A 22,648-nucleotide genomic window follows, 5' to 3' on the forward strand; every position below is an offset into this window, starting at 1 on the left:
CCGGATGTGCTATCACTACCGGAGATTGTGAACGCCAATGAACGGCTCGTCCATCGCGGCCGTTTCCTGACCGCGGTGATGCGGCTGGACATCGGCGCCGACGCCTATCTGATCTCCATCGACCGCGGGCGGATCGCCGAGGTTCGCAAGGGGCCGTTCGTCATGCCGTCCTGGACCTTCGGCCTGTCCTGCCCGGCCGATGCGCTGGAGCGCTTCTGGCAGCCGCTGCCGCCGCCGGGCTTCCACGATCTGTTCGCCCTGCTGCGGCGGGGGGACCTGACCCTGTCCGGCAACCTCCAGCCCTTCATGGCCAACCTCCTCTACATCAAGGACGTGATGGCCAGCCTGCGCAGCCCGAAGGAAACCGCCTGATGCGTGCGACGATCGAATCCATCACCGGACGTTACATGCGGCTGGACTACAAGGGCCGCGAACATCGAATCTATTTCGAGGAGGCGGGACAGGGCATCCCGCTGGTCTGCCTGCACACCGCCGGGTCGGACGGGCGCCAGTTCCGCGGGATCCTGAACGACCCGCGCATCACGCGCGATTTCCGCGTCATCGCCTTCGATCTGCCCTGGCACGGCAAATCCTCGCCGCCCGCCGGCTGGCAGGACGGCGACTACCAGCTGACCAGCGCCGACTACACCGACATCATCCTGACGGTCTGCCGGGCGCTGGAACTGGATCGGCCGGTGGCGATGGGCTGCTCCATCGGCGGGCGGATCGCGCTGCATCTGGCGATGGAACATGCCGAGGAGTTCCGTGCCATCATCGGGCTGCAATCCTCCGCCCACGTCCATCCCTATTACGACACGACTTGGCTGCATCATCCGGACGTGAACGGCGGGGAGGTCTGCGCCGCCATCGCCGCCGGGCTGGTCGGGCCGAACGCGCCCGACGCCCACCGCTGGGAAACGGTCTGGCACTACATGCAGGGCGGACCGGGCATCTTCAAGGGCGACCTCTATTTCTACAAGGTGGACGGCGACATCCGCCACCGGCTGAGCGAGATCGACACCAGCCGCTGCCCGCTTTATCTGCTGACCGGGGAATACGACTATTCCTGCTCTCCGGCCGACACGCTGGAAACCGCCGCCTGCATTCCCGGCGCCACCGTATCGATCATGCCGGGGCTGGGCCATTTCCCGATGAGCGAGGACCCGGACGGCTTCAGCGCCCATCTGCTGCCAGTGCTGAACGAAATCGCCCACCGCTGAGTGCCGTTCCGACAGCAAGCGTTCCGGCCACCATCGCTTCGACAATAACCGCCCGCCGCCCGCAACAAGGGCGGCGGCCATCAATATCCCGGGGAGGGACCATTCATGCGTGCCATCACTGTTCGAGTGCCCGGTCTGCGGGCGCTGACCGCCACGGCTGTCGCTGCGCTGACCATCGGCCTGGCTGGCGGTGCGGCCGCCGAGATTTCAGGCAAGACGGTGAAGATCGGCGTGCTGACCGACATGTCCGGCCCCTATTCCGACAATGTCGGTGCCGGAGCCGTGCTGGCCGCCCAGATGGCGGCCGAGGATTTCGGCGGCAAGGTCAATGGTGCGGCAATCGAGATCGTCTCGGCCGACCATCAGAACAAGGCGGACGTTGGATCCGGCATCGCGCGACGCTGGTATGACGTCGAGGGCGTCGATGCGATCACCGAAGTGGTGTCGTCCGCCGTGGCGCTCTCCGTCCAGGGCATTTCCCGCGACAAGAACCGGATGTTCCTGGCGACCGGCCCCGGCACGCCGGAGTTGACCGGCAAGGCCTGCTCGCCTGTCGGCGTGCATTGGGCCTACGACAACTATGCCCTGCCGACCGTCGCCACCACCGCCCTGGTCAAGCGCGGCTTGAAGGACTGGTATTTCCTGACCGCCGACTACAGCTTCGGCCACGCGCTGGAAGGCGAGGCGACCCGTGTGGTCAAGGCCAACGGCGGTACCGTCGTCGGGGCGGTGCGGGCGCCGCTCAACACTGCGGACTTCTCCTCCTATCTGTTGCAGGCGCAGGCGTCATCGGCCACCGTGGTCGGGCTGGCGAATGCCGGAGCCGACATGATCAACGCGGTCAAGCAGGCGAACGAGTTCGGCATCACCGCCAGCGGCAAGACGATGGCGGCGCTGCTGGTCAACCTGCCCGACATCCATGCACTGGGGCTGGAGAGCGCGCAGGGTCTGACCTTCGCCGAAAGCTTCTATTGGGACATGAATGATGAGACGCGGGCCTGGAGCAAGCGCTTCATGGACCGTTTCAACGGCCGGGCGCCCGGCGGACTGCAGGCGGCGGTCTATGGCGCCGTCACCCATTATCTGAAGGCGATCCAGGCGATCGACAGCGATGACGCCACCAAGGTGGCCGAACAGATGCGCAAGATGCCGATCAACGACTTCTACACCAAGAACGGCTCCATCCGCCCTGACGGCCGGGTGATCCGCGACATGTATCTGATGCAGGTGAAGAAGCCGTCGGAATCGAAAGGCCCTTGGGACTATTACAAGGTCCTGGAGACGGTGCCCGGCGACAAGGCCTTCCGTCCGATGGATCAGGGCGGCTGTCCGCTGGTGGCGAAGTGACCGGCAGGCCGGACGACCGGGCCGGTGGAACGGTCCGGCTGGAGCGCGACGGCGGGGTGGCGGTGATCGTCATCGACAACCCGCCGGTCAACGCCGGATCCACCGCCGTGCGGCGCGGGCTGCTGGACGCCGTCACGACGCTCGCGGCGGATCCCGAACTGGAAGCGGCGGTGCTGATCGGCGCCGGCAGGACCTTCATCGCCGGGTCCGATCTGCGCGAGTTCGGCCAGCCTCTGGAGGACCCGCAGCTGCCTGCCGTTATCGCCGCCATCGAGGCTTGCGCGAAACCGGTGGTCGCCGCCCTGCACGGTGCGGCGCTTGGCGGTGGGTTCGAGCTGGCGCTGGGCTGCGACGCCCGCGTCGCTGCGCCCGGCACGCGGGTTGGCCTGCCGGAGGTGACGCTGGGCATGATTCCCGGTGCCGGCGGCACCCAGCGCCTGCCGCGTCTGGTCGGCCTCTCCACCGCCATCGCGTTGATCTGCGAAGGCCGACGCCTGGCCGCCGCTGACGCGCTGGCGCTCGGCCTCGTCGACGCGCTGGCGAGCGACGATGGGGTGGAGGCGGTGCGCACCGCCGCCGTCGCGCATGCACGGAGCCTTGCGGGACGCAAATGCCGGGCGGCTGACAAGCCTGTCCCGGCCGAGCCGGCCGAGTTTATCGAGGCAGCCGCCGTGGCCGCCCTGCGGGCGGGCCGTGGGCGTCCTCCGGTGATCGAGGCGATCCGTGCCGTCCGTGCCGCGGCAGAGCGTCCGCTGGACGAAGCCTTGGCGGAGGAGCGCGCGGTTTTCCAACGGCTGCGCCTGGAGACGGAGGCCTTTGCCCGCCGCCACCTGTTCTTCGCCGAACGGGACGCGGCCCGCCTTGCGGAACTGGAGGGCGTGGCGCCGCGGCGGTTGGAGCGGATCGGCGTGGTCGGTGCCGGCACCATGGGGACCGGGATCGTCATCGCTGCCTTGGATGCCGGTCTGCCGGTGACCCTGCTGGAAAACGGCGCCGGAGCGCTCGACACCGGATTGGCCCGGCTGCGCGACCACTACGCGCGCCGTGTCGATGGTGGAAAGCTGAGCGCGGAGGCGGCCGGGAAGCGGCTTGCGGCACTCGAACCGACGATCGACATCGCGGCGCTCGCCACTGCCGATCTGGTGATCGAAGCCGTGTTCGAGGATCTGGAGGTCAAGCAGGACCTGTTCCGCCGGCTCGACTCCGTGCTGGCGCCGGGCGCCGTGCTGGCATCGAACACCTCCTACCTGGACCTCGACGCCATCGCGGCGGCGACCAGCCGGCCGCGGGATGTGGTCGGGCTGCATTTCTTCAGCCCGGCCAACGTCATGCGTCTGCTGGAGGTGGTCCGCGGGGCGAAGACCTCGCCCGACGTTCTGGCGACCGCCCTCGCGCTGGCGAAACGGCTGGGCAAGCTGCCAGTGGTCGCAGGCAACGCCTTCGGCTTCATCGGCAACCGGATCTATGCCGCCTACCGCCGCCAATGCGAATTCCTGATCGAAGAAGGCGCCCTGCCTGCGGGGGTCGACGCAGCCCTGGAACGCTTCGGCTTCGCCATGGGGCCGTTCGCGGTCGCCGATCTGTCGGGACTGGACATCGCTTGGCGGATGCGGCGGCAACAGTCGGCGACGTGGGACCCGGCAGCCCGCTATGTCGAGATTCCTGACCGGCTTTGCGAGGCCGGACGGCTTGGCCGCAAGACCGGCGCCGGCTATTACCGCTATCCACCCGGTGCCAAGCGTGGCGAAACGGATCCGGAGGTTACTGCGCTGATCGAAGCGGCGTCGAGCGCCAAGGGCATCGTCCGCCGCGCTATCCCGGACGAGGAGATCGTCGGCCGGGTGCTGCTGACCATGGTCAACGAGGCCGCCTGTCTGCTGTCCGAAGGCGTGGCCGCCCGCGCGTCGGACATCGACCTCGTGCTGGTCAACGGCTACGGCTTCCCGGCCTGGGAGGGTGGGCCGCTGTTCTGGGCCACCCGCCAGGATCCGTCGTGGCTCAGGGCTGAACTGGCGCGGTTGGCAGACCTCAGCGGGCCGGGTTTCCGGCGCTGCGATCCGGGCATGATTCCCGCCGTCTGAGTCCATCAACTTTGCTGTATCGAGGCGATGATGACGAACACCACCTATCCTGACCTTCGCCTGTGGATCGGTGGGCGCTGGATCGAGGCCGGGGATCGTTCCTGCGAACCGGTGATCAACCCGTCGACCGGTGCGACGCTTGGGCTGCTGCCCAATGCCGGCGCCGACGATGTGGATGCGGCGGTCGCCGCTGCGGCCGACGGCTTCCGGGTCTGGCGGCGGACCAGTGCCGTCGAGCGGTCGGCGCTGCTGCGCCGCGCGGCCGATCTGATCCGGGCGGATGCAGGTGGACTCGCTGCGCTGATCGCGCTGGAACTGGGCAAGCCGATCCTCGAGGCCGCGCGCGAGGTCGAGACGGCGGCCGGCATGTTCGACTGGGCGGCCGAGGAATGCCGCCGGTCCTATGGCCGCATCATCCCGCCCCGCACGCCGGGCCACCGGCTGATGGCGCTGCGCGAGCCGGTCGGGCCGGTGGCGGCCTTCAGCGGCTGGAACGCCCCGGCGATCACGCCGGCGCGCAAGATCGCCGGCGCGCTGGGAGCGGGCTGCTCCATCGTCATCAAGCCGTCGGAAGGAACCCCGGCGGCCGCCCTGTTCATCGCCCGCGCGCTGGCCGAGGCCGGATTGCCGGGCGGGGTCGCCAACATGCTGTTCGGTAACCCCGGCGCAGTGGCCGAGCGGCTGTTGGAGGCTGAGGCGATCCGTATGGTGTCCTTCACCGGTTCGATCCCCGTTGGCAAGCATCTGGCAGCCCTGGCGACGCGGACCATGAAGCGCGGCGTGTTCGAACTGGGCGGCCACGCCCCGGTGCTGGTTTTTCCCGACGTGGATGTCGAGGCGGTGGCCCGCAGCGCCGCCGCCGCCAAGTTCCGGAGTTCCGGGCAGATTTGCACGTCGCCGACCCGCTTCTATGTACACGAAGCGATCCATGACCGCTTCGCCGCCGCTTTCGCCGAGGCCGCATCCGCGATCCGCGTGGGCGATCCGTTCGATCCCGCAACGCAGATGGGACCGGTGCAGAATGCCCGCCGGCTGGCGGCGATCGATGCGCTGGTGGAGGATGCCCGGCGGAACGGCGCGACGGTGGCGGCCGGCGGTGCCCGCATCGACGGTTCCGGCTTCTACTATCAGCCGACGGTGCTGACCGGTGTCACCGCCGCCTGCCGGGCCGCCGGTGAAGAGCCGTTCGGACCGCTGGCGCTGATTGCCTCCTTCCGGGATGCGGACGAGGCGGTGGCGCTGGCGAACCGCCTGTCGCTCGGGCTGGCCTCCTACGTCTTTACCCGCGATCTGGCGCTCGCCGACCGGCTGGTGGCGGACATTGAATGCGGCAATGTCGTGGTGAACCACTGGGTGGTCTCGCATCCGGAAACACCCTTCGGCGGCATCAAGGACAGCGGCATCGGACTGGAGGGCGGAACCGAAGGGTTCCAGGCATTCGAACAGGTGAAGTTCGTCAGCCAGGCGCCCCATTGATCGGGAGGGATGCGGAGCGGCGTCAGGCCATCTGGACGAGCAGAGCGTCCAGCATGCGGTCGCAGGCGGCCAATTGGTCCTCGGCGATGAACTCGTCGGGCTTGTGGGCTTCGCCGATGCTGCCGGGGCCGCACACCACGGTGGGCATCGACAGCCGCCGTTGGAACAGTCCGCCTTCCGTTCCGAAGGAGATCTTTCCGGTGCTGTTGCCGCCGGTCAGCGATTTGACGAAGGCCACCACCTCGGCAGTGCCGTCGGTGTCGAGCGCCGGATAGCTGGACAGCTCGGTGATGGTCAGACCGGCGGACGGGAAATCGGAACGCAGGCGCCGGACGATGGCGTCGGCCTCCGCCTGGACGTGGTCCAGCAGCGGTTCCACCGGATCCTGCGGCAGATGGCGGATTTCGAAGTCGAGGCGGCAGCGGTTCGGCACGATGTTCAGTGCCTCGCCACCGTGGATGACCCCGGCATGGATCGTGGTCCAGGGTACATCATAGGCGTTGTCATGGGCGCCTTCGTCACTCAGTCGTTTCTGGATGCGGCGCAGGCCGCTCAGCAGGTCGCTCGCCATATGGATGGCGTTCAAGCCCTGTGGCGCCAAGCTCGAATGGCATTCGACGCCGTGGCATTCGGCACGCAGAGCGGTCTTGCCCTTATGGGCGGTAACCACCTGCATGCCGGTTGGCTCGCCGACGATGCAGAAGCGCGGGCGGACGGGCAGGGCGGCCATCATCTCGATCAGGCGCCGGACGCCGAGGCAGCCGACCTCCTCGTCATAGGACAGCGCCAGATGCAGCGGCTGGGACAGGGTCCGTCCGGCGGCGCGGTCGAACAAGGCGAGGGCCGCGGCGATGAAGCCCTTCATGTCGGCGGTGCCCCGGCCGAACAGCTTGCCGTCGCGGCGGGTCAGCCGGAAGGGATCGCTGGTCCAGGCCTGCCCCTCGACCGGCACCACGTCGCTGTGTCCGGACAGCAGGACGCCGGGACGGTCCGCCGGCCCCAGCGTCGCGAACAGGTTGGCCTTGCGTCCATCCTCGCTCGGCACCAGCCATGTCGCCGCGTCGGCGGCTTCCAGCCTCTCCCGCACCCAGTGGATCAGGTCGAGGTTGCTGTCGCGGCTGACGGTGTTGAAGGCCACCAGCCGGTCGAGGATGTCGATGGTTGCCGTCATCGGAATCGTCCCTGTTCGTTCGGAAATTCAATCAAGCCGCGTGCAGCCGATCGACGGCGCGGCGCCAGCCGTTGCGGATCGCGTCGGCATCGACATGCCGGCCGTCGCGCACCACCAGCCGCCCGCCGGCCACCACGTCGCGCACGGGATTTAGGGCGCCGGCAAAGACATAGGTGTCGAGAAGTGTGTCGTCGCTGCGGCCGTAGAGCCGCGGATCGTCCGGATCGAGCACCACCAGATCGGCGCGCTGTCCAACCTTGAGTCCGCCCGCCAGCTCCGGCAGGCCCAGCGCCTGCGCCCCTCCAGCGACAGCGGTCCGGTAGAGATCCGCTCCGGTCGAGCTGCCCGGATGCGACGCCAGCAGGTTGCGCCGCCGCGCAGTCAGCCGCTGTCCGAATTCCAGCAGGCGCAGCTCCTCCGCCACATCGATGATGATCTGGCTGTCGGAGCCGATGCCGAAGCGCCCGTCCTGCGCCAGGAAGTCGCGCGCCGGGAACAGCCCATCGCCGAGGTCTGCTTCCGTCGTCGGACAGAGTCCCACGACGGCGCCTGAGGCCGCAATGCCCGCCACCTCAGCCGGCGTGACGTGGGTGGCGTGGACGAGGCACCAGGACGGCCCCGGCCAACCGCGGTCGAGCAGCCATTCCACCGGCCGCCGTCCCGACCAGGCAAGGCTGGCGTCGACCTCCGCCGTCTGCTCGGCGACATGGATGTGGATCGGGGCCGTGGGGTCGAGCGCCGACAGTCCGTCCAGCACCGCCTCGGCGGCCTCCGGCGATACGGCGCGCAGGGAATGCAGAGCCAGACCGATGCGATGGTCGCCGGGTGCCGCGCGGCAGGCGGCGGCGATGTCCAGCAGCCGGTCGGGGGAGTTGAGGAAACGCCGTTGCCCCTCGCCCGCCGGCTGTCCGCCGAAACCGCCCTGGGCGTAGAGCACCGGCAGATGGGTCAGCCCGATGCCGGTGGCGTCCGCCGCGGCCAGGATGCGCATCGACATCTCGGCCGGATCGGCATAGGCCCGGCCGTCGGGGGCGTGGTGGAGGTAATGGAATTCCGCCACCGAGGTATAGCCCCGCTCCAGCATCTCGGCGTAGGCCATCGCCGCCACCGCCTGGAACTCGTCGGGGTCGATGCGGCGGACAAAGCCGTACATCACCTCCCGCCAGGTCCAGAAGCTGTCCTCGGCCGGCCCGGCCCGCTCGGTCAGGCCGGCCATTGCCCGCTGGAAGGCATGGCTGTGCAGGTTGGGCATGCCGGGGATGACCGGCCCGGCGGCCCGCTCCACCCCGGCAGGCGGCTTGTCCAACCCTGTTTCGATGGCGGCGATCAGCCCCTGCGCGTCGAAGCGCAGCAGCACCCCCGACGCCCAGCCGCCGGCCAGCAGCGCCCGGTGGCAGAAAAGCCGGTCGAGCCGGCGCGCGGCGGTCATCGTCGGGTCCTCCCAATCATACTCGCCCTATCGCCGTCACTTGGCGTCGAAATAGCCGGCCTGGATGGTCTTGCCGATCAGGTTGCAGATGATGCGGCCGGCGGTGATGGCGGTGATGCCGTTGAGGTCCTTCTTCGGCGTGATCTCCACGATGTCCATGCCGACGACGCGGCCCTTGGCCACCAGCCCGTGGATCAGGGTGCGGATCTGCGGATAGGTGACGCCGCCCGGCGCCGGACCGTTGACCGCCGGCATGATGGTCGGATCCATGCCGTCGGCGTCGATGGTCAGGTAGTAGCGGCCGCCGTCGGGGATGCGATCGAGCACCGCCTTCATGCCGATGTCCTGCAATTCAACGTCGGGGACCAGCACCGCGCCGTAGGACAGCGCGGCCTCGACCTCCTCCGGCCGGGCGCTGCCGGCGGAACGCAGGCCGATCTGGAAGATCTGGCCGATATGGTCCATCTCGGCGGCACGGCGGATCGGGCTGGAATAGCCGTTGCGGGCGCCGTTGACGTCGTCGCGCCAGTCCAGATGGGCGTCGATGTGGACCAGGGTGATCGGCCCCTGGTCGTCATAGGCGCGCAGCACCGGGATCGGGATGCCGTGGTCGCCGCCGATGACGATGGGCAGCATGCCCTTGGCCAGCATCCGGCGCACCACCGCCTCGGCATTGCGGTAATGCAGGTCGAGGTCGCGGGGATCGGCCTTCACGTCGCCGCAATCCACCACCTTGATGTCCTTGCCGCCCAGGAGCGGACCGCCGATGTCGAAGTCCCAGCGTTCCAGCTTGCGCAGCGCCCGCTCGGTGTAGCGGCGCACCCAGGTCGGGGCATTGGTCTGGTCGTTGGTCACCTCGTCGATCGAATAGGGATCGCCGTAGGGGATGCCGAGGATGCCGATATGGCCGTCGAGCTGGTCGATGTCGGTGCAGATCGGAAAGTCGAGGAAGCTCTGCAGTTCGCGGCGCGGCGGGTTGGTCAGGCTGGTGCTCATGGTGGCGGTTCTTCTTGTCGGTTGGCGGGACAGCTGGTGGAGGAGCCGGCGCGTCAGGCGTCGGGAATCACCGCGATTGCATCGACCTCCACCACCCATTCCGGGCGGGCGAGCGCGCTGATCACGAGACCGGTGGACACGGGATAGACGCCCTTCAGCCACTTGCCGATGGTGCGGTAGACCGGCTCGCGGTAGCGCGGATCGGTGATGTAGACGGTGATCTTGCAGATGTGCTCCAGCGACGAACCGGCCTCCTCCAGCAGCATCTTGATGTTGGACATAGCCTGCTCGGTCTGGCCGGCGGCATCGCCGACGGCGACGCTTTCGCTGGTGTCGAGGTTCTGGCCGATCTGGCCGCGGACGAAGACCATGGTGCCGCGTGCGACGACGGTCTGGCACAGGTCGTTGTCAATCGACTGCTCGGGATAGGTCTTCTTGGTGTTGAACTGGCGGATGCGGGTGTGGACGGTCATGGCGGAAGCCCTGGCTAGGTTTGGGGTTGGGTAAAGAGGCAAGGAGGTGGCGCCCGGCGCCCCTGGTGGGGTGCGCCGGTGGACTAGGCGTTCAGAATGGACCGGTCAGCGGAGCGGGGTGTCGCCGGCCAGTTCCGGGAAGACCGCGGCGCGTTCGGCCAGCGTCGCCAGCGGGATGTGGCAGGCGATGCGGTGGCCGTCGTCCGTCCGGTGGACCGGTGGAGCCTGTTCGTCGCAGACCGCACCCAGCTTGCGCGGGCAGCGGGCGGCGAAGGCGCAGCCCTGCCCGCCAGGGGTGGGGGCCGCGTCCTCCAGCAGGATCCGTGGCGCCTCCTGACCATCCTCGGCCAGTCGTGGCACCGCGGACAGCAGCGCCTCGGTATAGGGATGGTAGGGCGGGCGGAGCACGCGGCCGGTCGGACCCTCCTCGCAGATGGTGCCGCCATAGACTACCAGCACGCGGTCGGCGATGTGCGACACGACGGCGATGTCGTGGGTGATGAAGAGATAGGACAGCCCCATCTCGTCGCGCAGTTCGGCCAGCAGATTCAGGATGTTGGCCTGGACCGAGACGTCGAGCGCCGACACCGCCTCGTCGCAGACGACGAAGTCGGGGTCGGTGGCGAGCGCGCGGGCGATGTTGACGCGCTGGCGTTCGCCGCCGCTCAGTTCGTGCGGGTAGCGGTCGGCATAGGCGGCCGGCAGCCCAACGCGGGTCAGCAGACCGGCGACGGTCTTGCGCCGCTCCTCCGCGTCCGCCCGGCCGGCCAGCACCAGCGGCCGGTCCATGGCGTCCCCCACCGTCTTGCGCGGGTTCAGCGAGGCGGCGGAATTCTGGAAGACCAGCTGGGCGCGCCGGCGCAGATCCTGGTCGCCCTGCTTCACCTGCCGGGTCAGGTCGGCGCCGTCGAACAGCACGGTGCCGGCGCTGGGTTCGGTCAGCGCCAGCAGGGCGCGGCCGATGGTGCTCTTGCCGCTGCCGCTTTCGCCGACCACCCCCACCACCTCGCCGCGGCCGACGGTGAAGGAGACATCCTCCACCGCCACGGTGCCGGCCCGGCGCAGCCAGGGGAGGATGGAGCGGCTGGCGCCGTAGACCTTGCGCAGATGATCCACCTCCACCAGCGGGGCGGAACGCTGCGCCGGTGCTGGCGGGGCGGATGCGCGGGCCGCAGCATCCTCGTCCGGCCATGGCGTGCCGGTCAGGGCATCGGCCTTCCAGCAGCGCACGCCGTCGCCGGCCGCGTCCGCGTACATCGCCTGCGGCTGGCTGCGGCAGGTCTCCTCGGCGAAGGGGCAGCGCGGGGCGAAGACGCAGGCGGCGGGCGGCCCGGACAGCTTGGCGACCGTGCCGGGGATCGAGGGCAGGCGGTGGCGCCGGCCGGCGGTGATGCGCGGCAGGGCGGCGACCAGCCCCTTGGCATAGGGATGGGCCGGGCGGGACAGCACGCGGCCGGTCGGTCCCGTCTCCACCACCAGTCCTCCATAGAGGACGGTGACGGTCTGGCAGATGCGGTTGACGATGCCGAGATTGTGGGAGACAAACAGCGCGCTGAGCTGGTGGCTGTCGCACAGCTTTGCCAGCAGATCGATGATGCGGGCCTCCACCGTCACGTCGAGCGCGGTGGTCGGCTCGTCGAGGATCAGCAGCTTGGGCTCGCAGCCGAGCGCGGTGGCGATCAGCGCCCGCTGCTGCATGCCGCCCGACAGCTCGTGCGGGTAGGCGGCGGCGACGCGGCGGGGATCGCGGATGCCGACCTCCGCCAGCAGATCCTGCACCCGCACCGCCGCCTGCCGCGGAGACAAGCCCTTGTGCTGGATCAGCGGTTCGGCGATCTGGCGGCCGACGGTCAGCGCCGGGTTCAGCGAGGTGAAGGGATCCTGGAAGACGGCGGCGATCTTGTCCCCGCGCAGCGCCCGGCGTTCGGGTGCGGACAATCGGCGCAGATCGGTCCCGTCGAACAGGATCTCGCCGGAGTCCACCCGGCCGCCGCCGCCCAGCAGATCGAGGATGGCCATGGCGATGGTGCTCTTGCCCGATCCGGACTCGCCGACCAGACCCATCACCTCGCCGGGACGGATGGCGAAGCTGACGTCGCTGGCGGCGCGCAGCGTGCCGCGGGCGTTGCCGTAGCTGATGGTCAGGCCGCGAACCTCGAGCAGCGGCGCCGGTTCTGGCGCGGACGCCGGAACGGTCACCGGGGCGACGGTTGGGCGGGCTTGCGGAGCGGTCATCATCTCAGTGCGCTCCCGTGTTGCGCGGGTCGAGCAGGGCACGCAGCCCGTCGCCCAGCAGGTTGATGCCGATCACCGCGGTGGCCAGCGCGAAGCCGGGGCACAGCGCGATCCAGGGCGCCTGTTCGACGAAGGGGCGGGCCTCGCTGATCATCAGGCCCCAGTCGGAGGAGGGCGGCTGCGCCCCCATGCCGATGAAGCTGAGCGAGGCGCCGAGCAGGATGGCGAAGACCACGCGCAGGCTGGCCTCCACCGCCAGTGGCGGCCAGATGTTCGGCAGGATTTCATGGAAGAGGATGTAGGCGGCGCTCTCCCCGCGCAGGCGGGCGGCGGTGATGAACTCCTCCTGCATCAGCTCCAGCGTGATGGCGCGGGTCAGGCGGACCACCTGCGGCACATAGACGATGCCGATGGCGACGATGGCCTTCCATTGCGCCGGCTGGGTGACGGCCAGCACCAGGATGCCCAGCAGGATCGGCGGGAAGGACATCAGCACGTCCATGGCCCGCATGATCGCCTCGCCGACGCGCCCGCCCTTGTAGCCGGCGATCAGCCCAAGCGGCACGCCGGCCAGCAGACTCAGCGCTGTGGCTGCCACGCCCATCACCAGCGAGCTGCCGGTGCCGACCAGGGTGCGGCTGAACACGTCGCGGCCGAATTCGTCGGTGCCGAACCAGAACTCGGCCCCCGGCGGCTGCAGCCGGCTCATGATGTTCATTTCGTCATAGGGATAGGGGGCAAGCCAGGAGCCGGCGACGGCGGCCACCACCAGAGGGGCAAGCAGAAGAATGCCGAGGATGAGCGAGACGGGCAGGTCAGGCAGTCGGCGGCGCGGCGCCAGTTGGACGGGGGACGCGTCGGTCATGTCAGGCGGCCTTCATGCCGTGGCGGATCTTCGGGTTCACATAGGCGTAGAGCAGGTCGGCGGTCAGGTTGGCGAGGCAGTAGGCGGCGGAGACCACGAGGATCGTTGCCTGGATCAGCGGCAGGTCGTGGCGCTGGATGGCGAACAGCAAAAGCCGGCCCATCCCCGGATAGGAGAAGATCGTCTCGATCACCACCACGCCGCCCAGGATCAGGCCGAAGTCGATGGCGAGCACGGTGATCGTCGGCAGCAGCGCGTTCTTCAGCGCATGGCGCAGGATGACCACCGATTCCGGCATGCCCTTGGCGCGGGCGAACTTCACATAGTTGGTCTGCAGCACGTCGATCATGCTGGACCGCGTCAGCCGGGCGATGCGTGCCAGCAGCATCAGCACCAGCGTGATGACCGGCAGCACCAGATGCGAGGCCCAGGGCAGGAAACCGTCGGAGATCGGGGCATAGCCGCCGGTCGGCAACAGCTTCATATAGCTGCCGAAGATCAGCACCAGCACGATGGCCCAGAAGAAGTCGGGGACCGCGATGCCGAGGTAGGAGATGCCGGAAACCAGCTGGTCGGTCGGCTTGCCGCGCTGCACCGCCGCCAGGACGCCGAGCCCGATGCCGACCACCGCCACCACCGCCAGCGCCACGACGGCCAGCACCAGCGAGCGGGCCAGCGCCTCCATCAGGATGGGAGCGATCGGCTGTTCGAGCACCAGCGAGCGGCCGAGGTCGCCGCGCAGGATGCCGGCCGCCCATTGCCCGTACTGGACGATCAAGGGCTGGTCGAGGCCAAGTTTGACCGCAATGGCGTCCACCACCTCCTTGGAGGCGAACTGGCCGGCGATCATCGAGGCGACGTCGCCGGGCATCGCCTGCGTCACCAGGAAGATCAGGACCGACATCACGGCCAGGACCAGCGCCAGATAGACGAGACGGGTCAATGTGTAGGCAAGCATGGCAGCATCCCCGGAAGGAGGAAGGGGGAACCGGCCGCCATGGACGCGGCCGGCTCCCGATCGGCCTCAGTCGACCGACACATCGCGCAGGTCGAGGAACATCATCGGGTGCGAATGGAAGCCGTGCACCTTGGTGCTGAGGCCGTTGATGTGGTTGATGACGTAGGGGATCACGCCCGGCGAATCCTCCACCGCCAGCGCCTGGACCTGCTGGTAGAGCGACTTGGCCTCGTCCTCGCTCTTGGCTTGGCGGGCGTTGTCGAGCAGCGTGTCCATCTTGGGGTTGGAGTAGTTCCACAGCGCGGTGTTCCACGATCCGCGCGAGTGGTACCAGGGATAGACGGAGGTATCGATGGTCGGACGGCTGAAGAATCCGTCGATGTAGAAGCCGGCCTTGCCTTCGATGTCCTTCAGGAAGACGTCGAAAGGCACGCGCTGAACATTGACGGTGATCCCCGCCGGCTTCAGCAATTCACGCACGGCAAGGCCGAGACGTTCGCGGGTGGCGCGGCCGGCCGGCGTGTGCAGCGTGACCTCAAACCCGTTGGGATAGCCCGCCTCGGCCAGCAGCTTCTTCGCCCCGGCCGGGTCGCCCTTCGCGATCTTCAGATCCTTGTTGTAGTAGGGGTGGCTTGGCGGGATCGGCGAATGGGTCGGCGTGCCGTGCCCGAACAGGGCGATCTGGGTGATCGCCTGCTTGTCGAGCGCCATCGCCACCGCCTTGCGCACGCGCGGATCGTCGAACGGCTTCACCTTATTGTTCATGATGACGCCGTCCCAGGTCGAGGTCGGGACGGAATCGATCTTCAGCTTCGGGTCCGCCTTGATCTTGTCGATGGCCTCCAGCGGCAGGTTCCACACCAGATCCAATTCGCCGGTGGTCAGCGCCGCCACCTGGGCCGCCGGTTCCGGCAGGATGCGCACCACCACCTCGTCCAGCTTCGGCAGGCCGGGTTCGAAATAGTTGGGGTTGCGCTTCAGGACGATGCGGTCGCCGGGGGCGAAGGAGACGAACTCGAACGGACCGGTGCCGACCGGCTTGGATGCCAGTGTGTCGACGGCGTCGCGCGGCACGATGCGCGCCTGCCGCTCGCCGAACAGCTCGGCGAAGCCGGCATAGGGGCTCTTCAACTGGAACTGGACGGTCAAGGGGTCCAGCGCCTTCATCGACTCAACGATCTCGAAATTGACGCGGGCGGTGGAGCCGGTCGCCTTGTCCTGGATGCGGGCGATGGTGGCGACGACGTCCTCGGCCTCCAGGTCTTTGCCGTTGTGGAACTTCACGCCCTTGCGCAGGTGGAAGGTCCAGGTCTTCAGGTCGTCGCTGTGCTCCCAGCGTTCGGCCAGATCGGGCTTCACCGTCATGTCGTGACCGATGACGGTCAGGCCGTTGAAGATCAGATACGCGGCGACATACTCCTGACCGCCCTTCATTTTGGCGGGATCCAGCGTGTTCAGGTTCGAATCCACGGAGACCTTGAGCGTACCCGCGGCCTGGACCGACATCGCCGTCCCGGACAGGAGGATGGCCGAGAGCACGGCCCGCGCCACCATACGTCGCATCATCATGAAAGCCCCTCTGTTTACCGGTCCTTTCGGCGGACCTTGGTTTCTGCTTGATCAAAACGGTCTCACAAGGCCGCAGCCGGAGGAAAGGGGGGCGGGAGGACGATAATCCGGGCGACAATCGGGCTAAAACTTAGGCAAGCGGCCGCCTCGCATAGAAATTGTGCAGTGCACTCTCGACGAAGCCGCTGGTTTTCCTGAGTTTTCCGCGAATGGTCCGATGGGCCCGCTTGTTGAAAAAGCGGGCTGCCGCCGATCGAGCGGCAGCCCACCATGACGGATTTTCATCGACATCATGAACAGCCGGCATGGTGGGTGAAGTCGAACAGGCGAGACAGGTCGGACTCCGCCTCAAGTTGGCGCAATTTCCGGTGGAGGCGTTCCGCTTCGTCCAGCCCGACCGCGCGGGCGGCGCAGGTTCGGAATTTGGCGGCATGCTCCGCCGCCGACAGTGGGCGGGCCACCGTGCCGCGTGCCGAGGCGCAGAAGCGGACGAAGCGCTCCCCCTCCATTGTCTCGATACTCACCTCGGCGCCCTCCGGTGCGGTGCGGTGCGGGCGCGGTCGGGATCGGCGTTCCACCAGGGATCGACTGTCATCGAGACACAGGTCATGGCTTGGCGCAGCACCGGATCGGCCAGTGCCGCCTCATCCAGATGCTCCAGCGCCAGCGTTCCGTGCAGCATCGCGCAGGCCACCGCGAAAGGCAGGCTGAAGCGGGCTTCCCCCGCTGTCATCGGCCGGTGATAGGTCAGGTTGGCGGCCACAACCGGCGGAACCCGGCAGTCGATTGCCCGGATGTCACGGGACGTGAGTCCCCCTTCCGCCATCAGGTCGCGCACCGCGTCGATGGCGGCATGGGCGGACAGGCAGACCGGATAGAGCTTGGTGTCGATGCCGGGGGCCAGCAGGCGCCAGCGCCGTCCGAGCGCATCCAGAGCCGTCGGATCGAAATGGTCGGCCGCAATCAGCCGGGCGAAACCGCGCGGATCCTCCACCACCCCATGGGGCACAGTCAGGCCTCGCGCGGCCAGCCGGGCAGCTTGCACTCCGTTCGCCGCGGCCTGTGCGGCAAGCAGCGGCTTTGCACCCGTGCCGAAGCATGCGCGCAAACCTCCGGTCCCGCACAGCGCAAAGGCAATGGCGTCTGCCGCAGTCCGGCCGTCCAGCCCGAGAGCCTTCGCGCTGGCGGCGGCAGCACCGACGGTGCCGAACAGCGCGGTGGTCCACCAGCCGGCATGATAGATCCCGTTGCCGACCGCCTCCGCCAACGCATATTGCGCCTCCGCACCGGCCACAACGGCGGTGAGCAGATCGCCCCCCGTACCGCCGGCCGCCTCGACCATCGCCAGCGCCGTCGGCACCACGACGGCGGAACCGTGGACGAAGCCGGCATAGCTGTTGTCGTCGAAATCCAGCACATGGGCGGCCGCGACATTGGCGAAGGCGGCACCCTCCGCGCACAGGCGGCCACCGATCAGCAGCCGCGATGGTCCCACGGCATAGCTTTCTCGCGCGTCGTCCGCCGCCAGTCGGGTGGCCGCCTCCCTGGTCCCGGCGAGCGCCACCCCCAGCGTGTCAACGATGCAGTCCAGCGCGACGGCAGCGGTCGGTTCCGGCACATCGCTTCGTTGCAACCCCGCCACCCAATCGCCGATCCGCCGGGCGGCGGCGGTGGGGGAAGGGAGATCGTCAGGGGGCAGCGTCATGGCAGGGTCTCCGGCGGAACGTGCAAGCAGGTCCCCCAGGCTGCCGCGAAAATCACAATTATCGTCAGCCAGATAAATTTATTTCATGGTCGGCATGAGCGGCATTCATGAGAGCATCGGGCATAAGATAGTATGCGATGTGCAGCCGCCACCAAACCCGAAGATGGGAGCCCCATGCATCACCGCGACTTCGATCTGGGATCCCTGGAAGTGTTCGTCGCCGTCGCCGAGTTGGGAAGTATGACCCGCGCCGCCGGGCGGCTGGGGCTGACACAATCGGCCGTGTCGCATGTCGTGCGCCAACTGGAAAACGCCTTCGCCACCCAGCTGCTCGACCGCAGCATCAGGCCCATGGCGCTGACCGCCGCCGGGCAGCGGCTTTGGCATTGGAGCAACCGCATCCTGACCGATGCGCGGCAATTGCCGGCTGCCATCGGCGGAACGGATGCGCCCTTCATGCCGGAACTGCGCATCGGCTGCATCGACACGCTGGCGGCACCCTTCATTCCCCGGCTGCTTCAGCGGCTGCGCGACAATGTTCCATCCTTCAGCATCGCGTCCGGTTTGTGCGGGCAGCTGCGCGAACAGTTCCTCGCCCGCCGCCTGGATGTGCTGTTCACCAATGACAGCTTCGACGACATGGACCAAGTGGACAGTCTGTGCCTGCTCACCGAGCCGTTCGTGCTGCTGCTGCCGCGCAGTTGCCCCGAGGTCGTCGATGAAGTCGCTCTCCGAGCACTGTCCCGGACCCTGCCGCTGATCCGCAGCACGACGGACAGCGCGCTCGGCCGGTTGGTGGATCAGCATCTGCGGCGCTTGGGCATGGAGGTGCCGCGCAGCTTCGCCTTCGACGCGACCGACACCGTGATGGCGATGGTGGCGGAAGAGATGGGATGGAGCCTGCTCCCGCCGACCGCGTTGGTGAAAAGCCGTCAGCACCTGAACCATATGCGCGTGCTGCCGTTGCCGACCCCCGGGTTCCGCCGCTCGATCCATGTGGTGACCCGGAAGGGGGAACTGGGCTCGCTGCCCGCCAACATCCACAAGGCGGGTTGCGCAGTCATCAAGCAGGGATATTTCACCGACGTGTTCGCCATCTCTCCCTGGCTCAAGCCAATGATCCGACGCTGAGTGAACCGCACCGCGACTCTCCGAAGCCCCGCTTCCTGAGAGGGGCTATTCGCCCCGCCAGCGTGGCGGGCGCTTGTTCAGGAAGGCGTCCATCCCTTCACGAAAATCCGCGCTCGTGTAGCACATCACGATCAGATCCTCTCCGGTCCCCGGATCGCCGCCCTGCCGGAGCCGGCGCAACGCCTCCTTGGTCGCCCGCAGGGTCAGAGGCGCGTGGGACGCAACGGTGCGGGCGAGCGTTTCGGCGCGCTCCGCCAGCGCCGCCGCGTCGGGGAGAACCTCCGACACCAAACCGATGGCCTTCGCCTCGTCGGCCTCGATCAGGCGGGCGGTGAAGATCATCTCCGTGACGCGGGCGGGACCGATCAGCGCCGACAGCCGGGCGTAATTGCCCATCGACAGGCAGTTGCCCAGGGTGCGCGCGATGGGAAAGCCGAATTTCGCGCTGGCGGCGCCGATCCGCAGGTCGCAGGCGGCGGCGATGCCGGCCCCGCCGCCGGTACAGGCCCCGGCGACCGCAGCGATGGTCGGCACCCGGCAGCGCTCCAGGGCTCCCAGCACGCGGTCGATCCGCGCTTCGTAGGCCAGGGCGTCCTCCGCCGTCGTGAAGCTCCTGAACTGGGAGATGTCGGTGCCGGCGGCGAAGGCCTTGTCGCCGGCACCGGTCAGCAGCATCGCGCGGATATCCGGCGTGTCGTCGACCTCGGCGCAGACCGACGCCAGCCGGTCGTACATGGCGAAGGTCAGGGCGTTGCGCGCCTGGGGCCGGTTGAAGGTGACGCGGGCGATGCCGTCGCGCACCTCGTAGAGCAGTTCGTCCGTCATCGGTCCATCGGTTCCGGTCATGCCACCACCCGCGCGCGTTCCATCGCCTCGACGGCGTCCTGGTCGTAACCGAGTTCGGCCAGCACCGCCCGGCTGTGCTCACCGAACGCCGGGGCCGGGCCGCGCACGCCGCCGGGGGTGCGGGAGAACTTGATCGGCAGGCCGAGCGTCTTCACCGGCCCGGCCCGGCTGTGCTCGACCTCCACCACCATGTCGCGGGCCAGCGTGTGCGGATGTTCGTGCATGTCGGCGATGCTCAGCACCGGTCCGGCCGGGACGCCGGCCGCCTCCAGAACCGCCAGCCACTCGGCCGTGGTGCGTCGCCGCAGGATGGCGGACAGCAGCTCGTCCAGCTCCGCCAGATGACGCATGCGGCCGGGGTTGTCGGCGAAGCGCGGATCATCCTGCAGGGAACGCGCGTCCAGCGCCTCGGTCAGGCGCAGCCAGTTGGTCTGGTTGGCGGCGCCGACGGTGATCCAGCCGTCGGCGGTGGGGAAGGCCTGGTAGGGGCCGTTCAGCGGGTGGGCCGAGCCCATCGGACCGGGGCTGACCCCGGTGGCGAAGCGGATCGCCGACTGCCAGTAGGTGTGGATGATCCCCGCCTCGAACAGCGAGGTGTCGACCCGCTGCCCCTCGCCGGTGCGCTGGCGTTCGACCAGCGCCGCCATGACGCCCATGGCGCCGAGCAGCCCGGCGGTGATGTCGGTCACCGGGGCGCCGACCTTCACCGGCGGCCGGCCGGGGCCTTCGCCGGTGATGCTCATCAGGCCGCTCATGCCCTGGGCGATCAGGTCGAAGCCGCCGTGGTCGGCCAGCGGCCCGCTGCGCCCGAAGCCGGAGATCTCGCAGAAGACGATGCCTGGGTTGATGGCGCGCATCGCCTCATAGCCGAAGCCCAGCTTCTCCATGGTGCCGCGGCGGTAGTTTTCGATCACCACGTCGGCGCCGGCGATGAGGCGGCGCAGCACCTGCTTGCCGTCGTCGGTCTTCAGATCCAGCGCGATGCCGCGCTTGTTGCGGTTCATCGCCATGTAGGCGGCGGATTCGTCGTTGATGGTCGGCGGCACCATGCGGCGGCTGTCGTCGCCGCCGGGGATCTTCTCCACCTTCACCACGTCGGCGCCCATGTCGGCCAGCATCAGGCCGCAGACCGGGCCGGCCATGATGTGGGCCAGTTCCACCACCTTGATGCCGGCGAGTGGTCCGCCCGTGCGCCGTTGTTCCGTATCGGCCATCGCTCAATCGTCCTCGGCGTTGGAGTGTTTCAGTAGAACAGGTCGACCAGCCCCAGCGAGAGGGCGGGCACATAGGTGCAGATCGCCAGCACCAGCAGCAGGACGCCGATGAAGGGCAGGTTGACCTTGGTGGTTTCCCAGATGTCGGTGCGGGCGATGGAGCAGGCAGCGATCAGCACGCTGGCCACCGGCGGGGTCTGCTGCCCGATGGCGAGGTTCAGCGTCACCACCAGTCCGAAATGCACCGGGTCGATGCCGACCGCGTGGATCAGCGGCATGACGATCGGCACCACCAGGATGATTGCCGCCGCCGAATGCAGGAACATGCCCAGGATCAGGAAGGCGACGTTCAGCAGCGCCAGCACGGCGTATTTGTTGGTGGTGATCTCGCTGATGCTGCGGGCCAGCGCCTGGGGCAGCTGCGCCTCGGTCAGAAAGGTGCCGATCAGCGCCGACGCCGCGACCAGCAGCATCACCACGGCGGTCTGCACCCCGCCGTCCAGGCAGGCCTTGCGCAGCTCGCGCAGGTCGAGTTCGCGGTAGATCACGATGCTGATGAACAGCGCCGCCGCCACCGCCAGCCCGGCGCCCTCCGTCGCGGTGACGAAGCCGCCGAAGATGCCGCCCAGGATGATGACCGGCAGCAGGAAGGCCCAGGCGGCCTCCCGCGCCGTTTCGCGCAGGCGGGAGATGCGGAATTGCTCCTCCACCGGGAAATCATAGCGCACCGCCTGGATGTAGGCGGCGACCGCCAGCCCGATCGCGCCGAGCACGCCGGGGATGATGCCGGCGACGAACATCTTGACCACCGACGTTTCGGCCATCACCGCGTAGAGGATCATCGGGATCGACGGCGGGATGATGATGGCAAGGCTCGACGCCGACGAGCAGATGGCGGCCGAGAACTCCCTGGAATAGCCGCGCGTCTTCATCGCCGGGATCAGGATGGTGCCGAGCGCCGCCACCCCGGCCACCGCCGAGCCGGAGATCTCGGCGAAGAACATCGACGAGCCGATGACCACCATCGCCAGTCCGCCGCGGACGAAGCCGAACAGGGCGGAGGCGAAAGCGACCAGCCGGCGCGAAATGCTCGATGCGTTCATGATGGCGCCGGCCAGGATGAACAGCGGGATCGCCAGCAGCGGGAAGTTGGTGGCGCCGTCGAACATCACCAGCGCCGCGTTGACCAGATTGTCCGACCCCTGGATCGCCACGATGGCGGCCATGGCGACGAGGCCAAGCGCGATGGCGACCGGCACGTTGAGCAGAACCAGGGCGAACAGCCCGCTGAGCATGAAGCCGATGGTCATGGGCGCGGTCCTTCCGGATAGGCGGTGGCGCGGGCGATCGGGGTGGCGGCACCGGTGGCGGATCGCGGCGGCTCGGGCCGCGCCAGATCGGCACCCAGCGCGTCTTCCAGCTCGTGGTCGACGAAGCCGTGGCCGCAGGCGTCGGCCAGCACCCTGGGCAGGCGCAGCGCTTCCGCGATCATGAACAGCACGGCGCCCACCGGGATGACCGACTGGGTCAGTTGCAGCGGCACCGACGGCAGACTGACCAGCGTGTCGCCTTCCAGCACCATCAGCACCTCCCAGCCGGTCCAGGCGAGGACGCCGAAGAACAGGAAGACGCTGGCCTCGGCGAACAGAGTCGCCAGCAGGCGGAAGGACGGCGGCATCGCGTTGACCAGACCGGGGAAGCCGATGTGCGCGCCCTTCAGCGCGGCCAGCGCCGAGCCGTAATAGGTCAGCCACGCCAGCCCGATCGACGCCACTTCGTCGTACCAGGTCAGCGAGCTTCCGAAATAGCGGCAGACGAAGCCGGCGATGATGAGCAGGGTCAGGGCGGAGACGAGCAGGATGACGATGGTTTCGAGCACCCACTCGAAGCCGGTGCGCAGACGGTCGAGCATCACGACGGTTTCCCTCCGAA

20 protein-coding genes are annotated in these 22,648 nt (G+C 68.4%); 6 read left to right on the forward strand and 14 right to left on the reverse strand.

Annotation, left to right across the window (positions count from 1 at the left end):
* Positions 1–27: 27 nt before the first annotated feature.
* The 5 genes from ACCD06_RS20135 (at position 28) to ACCD06_RS20155 (ending at position 6,124) form a co-directional block, all read left to right on the forward strand.
* Complete coding sequence (locus ACCD06_RS20135; protein ID WP_413342985.1) at positions 28–372, forward strand: hypothetical protein; 345 nt, start codon at positions 28–30, stop codon at positions 370–372.
* Complete coding sequence (locus tag ACCD06_RS20140; RefSeq protein ID WP_413342987.1) at positions 372–1,220, forward strand: alpha/beta fold hydrolase; 849 nt, start codon at positions 372–374, stop codon at positions 1,218–1,220. The genes ACCD06_RS20135 and ACCD06_RS20140 overlap by 1 nt, the downstream gene beginning before the upstream one ends.
* Positions 1,221–1,325: 105 nt before the next feature.
* Complete coding sequence (locus ACCD06_RS20145; RefSeq protein ID WP_109157425.1) at positions 1,326–2,567, forward strand: ABC transporter substrate-binding protein; 1,242 nt, start codon at positions 1,326–1,328, stop codon at positions 2,565–2,567.
* The gene (locus ACCD06_RS20150; RefSeq protein ID WP_413342990.1) at positions 2,564–4,648 is read left to right on the forward strand and encodes a 3-hydroxyacyl-CoA dehydrogenase NAD-binding domain-containing protein; all 2,085 of its coding nucleotides are present in this window, start codon (positions 2,564–2,566) and stop codon (positions 4,646–4,648) included. Before ACCD06_RS20145 ends, ACCD06_RS20150 begins: the two co-directional genes overlap by 4 nt.
* A 27-nt stretch (positions 4,649–4,675) precedes the next feature.
* Positions 4,676–6,124 (forward strand): NAD-dependent succinate-semialdehyde dehydrogenase, encoded by a 1,449-nt coding sequence (locus ACCD06_RS20155; protein WP_413342991.1) that lies wholly within the window; start codon positions 4,676–4,678, stop codon positions 6,122–6,124.
* Positions 6,125–6,146: 22 nt separating this feature from the next.
* On the opposite strand, the gene argE is transcribed toward ACCD06_RS20155, so the two are convergent.
* The 10 genes from argE to ACCD06_RS20205 form a co-directional block, all read right to left on the reverse strand.
* Positions 6,147–7,295 (reverse strand): acetylornithine deacetylase, encoded by a 1,149-nt coding sequence (gene argE / locus ACCD06_RS20160; RefSeq protein WP_136702486.1) that lies wholly within the window; start codon positions 7,293–7,295, stop codon positions 6,147–6,149.
* Between the two features lie 31 nt (positions 7,296–7,326).
* Complete coding sequence (locus ACCD06_RS20165; protein WP_413342993.1) at positions 7,327–8,724, reverse strand: formimidoylglutamate deiminase; 1,398 nt, start codon at positions 8,722–8,724, stop codon at positions 7,327–7,329.
* A gap of 36 nt (positions 8,725–8,760) precedes the next feature.
* Positions 8,761–9,720 (reverse strand): agmatinase, encoded by a 960-nt coding sequence (locus tag ACCD06_RS20170; protein WP_109157420.1) that lies wholly within the window; start codon positions 9,718–9,720, stop codon positions 8,761–8,763.
* Positions 9,721–9,773: 53 nt separating this feature from the next.
* Entirely contained in the window at positions 9,774–10,193 is a 420-nt protein-coding gene (locus ACCD06_RS20175) for a RidA family protein (protein ID WP_109157419.1), read from the reverse strand.
* A gap of 105 nt (positions 10,194–10,298) precedes the next feature.
* Positions 10,299–12,431 carry an ABC transporter ATP-binding protein gene (locus ACCD06_RS20180; protein ID WP_136702484.1) on the reverse strand — a complete coding sequence of 711 codons (2,133 nt, stop codon included), beginning with the start codon at positions 12,429–12,431 and terminating at the stop codon, positions 10,299–10,301.
* 1 nt (position 12,432) lies between these two features.
* Entirely contained in the window at positions 12,433–13,293 is an 861-nt protein-coding gene (locus ACCD06_RS20185) for an ABC transporter permease (RefSeq protein WP_109157417.1), read from the reverse strand.
* A gap of 1 nt (position 13,294) precedes the next feature.
* Positions 13,295–14,251 carry an ABC transporter permease gene (locus tag ACCD06_RS20190; RefSeq protein ID WP_413342997.1) on the reverse strand — a complete coding sequence of 319 codons (957 nt, stop codon included), beginning with the start codon at positions 14,249–14,251 and terminating at the stop codon, positions 13,295–13,297.
* Positions 14,252–14,317: 66 nt separating this feature from the next.
* On the reverse strand, positions 14,318–15,820 hold the full coding sequence (locus ACCD06_RS20195) for an ABC transporter substrate-binding protein (RefSeq protein ID WP_247871645.1): 1,503 nt from the start codon (positions 15,818–15,820) through the stop codon (positions 14,318–14,320).
* Positions 15,821–16,110: 290 nt separating this feature from the next.
* A complete protein-coding gene (locus ACCD06_RS20200; RefSeq protein WP_413342999.1) occupies positions 16,111–16,344 on the reverse strand; it encodes a hypothetical protein in 234 nt (77 codons plus the stop codon).
* Positions 16,341–17,525: an MmgE/PrpD family protein gene (locus ACCD06_RS20205; RefSeq protein ID WP_413343001.1), complete on the reverse strand. Its 1,185-nt coding sequence runs from the start codon at positions 17,523–17,525 to the stop codon at positions 16,341–16,343. Before ACCD06_RS20205 ends, ACCD06_RS20200 begins: the two co-directional genes overlap by 4 nt.
* Before the next feature lie 174 nt (positions 17,526–17,699).
* Between ACCD06_RS20205 and ACCD06_RS20210 the strand changes: the two genes are divergently transcribed.
* Complete coding sequence (locus ACCD06_RS20210) at positions 17,700–18,656, forward strand: LysR family transcriptional regulator (protein ID WP_413343003.1); 957 nt, start codon at positions 17,700–17,702, stop codon at positions 18,654–18,656.
* A gap of 45 nt (positions 18,657–18,701) precedes the next feature.
* On the opposite strand, the gene ACCD06_RS20215 is transcribed toward ACCD06_RS20210, so the two are convergent.
* The 4 genes from ACCD06_RS20215 to ACCD06_RS20230 are packed head-to-tail and all read right to left on the reverse strand — an operon-like array spanning position 18,702 to position 22,628.
* On the reverse strand, positions 18,702–19,502 hold the full coding sequence (locus tag ACCD06_RS20215) for an enoyl-CoA hydratase/isomerase family protein (protein WP_109157413.1): 801 nt from the start codon (positions 19,500–19,502) through the stop codon (positions 18,702–18,704).
* The gene (locus tag ACCD06_RS20220; RefSeq protein WP_109157412.1) at positions 19,499–20,716 is read right to left on the reverse strand and encodes a CaiB/BaiF CoA transferase family protein; all 1,218 of its coding nucleotides are present in this window, start codon (positions 20,714–20,716) and stop codon (positions 19,499–19,501) included. Before ACCD06_RS20220 ends, ACCD06_RS20215 begins: the two co-directional genes overlap by 4 nt.
* A gap of 29 nt (positions 20,717–20,745) precedes the next feature.
* Positions 20,746–22,026 (reverse strand): TRAP transporter large permease, encoded by a 1,281-nt coding sequence (locus ACCD06_RS20225; RefSeq protein ID WP_199231050.1) that lies wholly within the window; start codon positions 22,024–22,026, stop codon positions 20,746–20,748.
* Positions 22,023–22,628 carry a TRAP transporter small permease gene (locus ACCD06_RS20230; RefSeq protein WP_109157411.1) on the reverse strand — a complete coding sequence of 202 codons (606 nt, stop codon included), beginning with the start codon at positions 22,626–22,628 and terminating at the stop codon, positions 22,023–22,025. Before ACCD06_RS20230 ends, ACCD06_RS20225 begins: the two co-directional genes overlap by 4 nt.
* Between the last annotated feature and the right edge of the window lie 20 nt (positions 22,629–22,648).

It is taken from the genome of Azospirillum sp. CT11-132 (assembly GCF_047302835.1).
In the GTDB taxonomy this organism is placed as follows: Bacteria; Pseudomonadota; Alphaproteobacteria; order Azospirillales; family Azospirillaceae; genus Azospirillum.

Excerpts from the sequence above, each read along its gene's own strand:
- ACCD06_RS20190 (WP_413342997.1), bottom strand. The coding sequence starts at position 14,251 with ATGCTTGCCTACACATTGACCCGTCTCGTCTATCTGGCGCTGGTCCTG.
- ACCD06_RS20165 (WP_413342993.1), bottom strand. The coding sequence starts at position 8,724 with ATGACCGCCGCGCGCCGGCTCGACCGGCTTTTCTGCCACCGGGCGCTG.
- ACCD06_RS20195 (WP_247871645.1), bottom strand. The coding sequence starts at position 15,820 with ATGATGATGCGACGTATGGTGGCGCGGGCCGTGCTCTCGGCCATCCTC.
- ACCD06_RS20215 (WP_109157413.1), bottom strand. The coding sequence starts at position 19,502 with ATGACCGGAACCGATGGACCGATGACGGACGAACTGCTCTACGAGGTG.
- ACCD06_RS20225 (WP_199231050.1), bottom strand. The coding sequence starts at position 22,026 with ATGACCATCGGCTTCATGCTCAGCGGGCTGTTCGCCCTGGTTCTGCTC.
- ACCD06_RS20205 (WP_413343001.1), bottom strand. The coding sequence starts at position 17,525 with ATGACGCTGCCCCCTGACGATCTCCCTTCCCCCACCGCCGCCGCCCGG.
- ACCD06_RS20170 (WP_109157420.1), bottom strand. The coding sequence starts at position 9,720 with ATGAGCACCAGCCTGACCAACCCGCCGCGCCGCGAACTGCAGAGCTTC.
- ACCD06_RS20210 (WP_413343003.1), top strand. The coding sequence starts at position 17,700 with ATGCATCACCGCGACTTCGATCTGGGATCCCTGGAAGTGTTCGTCGCC.
- argE (WP_136702486.1), bottom strand. The coding sequence starts at position 7,295 with ATGACGGCAACCATCGACATCCTCGACCGGCTGGTGGCCTTCAACACC.
- ACCD06_RS20180 (WP_136702484.1), bottom strand. The coding sequence starts at position 12,431 with ATGATGACCGCTCCGCAAGCCCGCCCAACCGTCGCCCCGGTGACCGTT.
- ACCD06_RS20230 (WP_109157411.1), bottom strand. The coding sequence starts at position 22,628 with ATGCTCGACCGTCTGCGCACCGGCTTCGAGTGGGTGCTCGAAACCATC.
- ACCD06_RS20140 (WP_413342987.1), top strand. The coding sequence starts at position 372 with ATGCGTGCGACGATCGAATCCATCACCGGACGTTACATGCGGCTGGAC.
- ACCD06_RS20175 (WP_109157419.1), bottom strand. The coding sequence starts at position 10,193 with ATGACCGTCCACACCCGCATCCGCCAGTTCAACACCAAGAAGACCTAT.
- ACCD06_RS20220 (WP_109157412.1), bottom strand. The coding sequence starts at position 20,716 with ATGGCCGATACGGAACAACGGCGCACGGGCGGACCACTCGCCGGCATC.
- ACCD06_RS20145 (WP_109157425.1), top strand. The coding sequence starts at position 1,326 with ATGCGTGCCATCACTGTTCGAGTGCCCGGTCTGCGGGCGCTGACCGCC.
- ACCD06_RS20155 (WP_413342991.1), top strand. The coding sequence starts at position 4,676 with ATGATGACGAACACCACCTATCCTGACCTTCGCCTGTGGATCGGTGGG.
- ACCD06_RS20185 (WP_109157417.1), bottom strand. The coding sequence starts at position 13,293 with ATGACCGACGCGTCCCCCGTCCAACTGGCGCCGCGCCGCCGACTGCCT.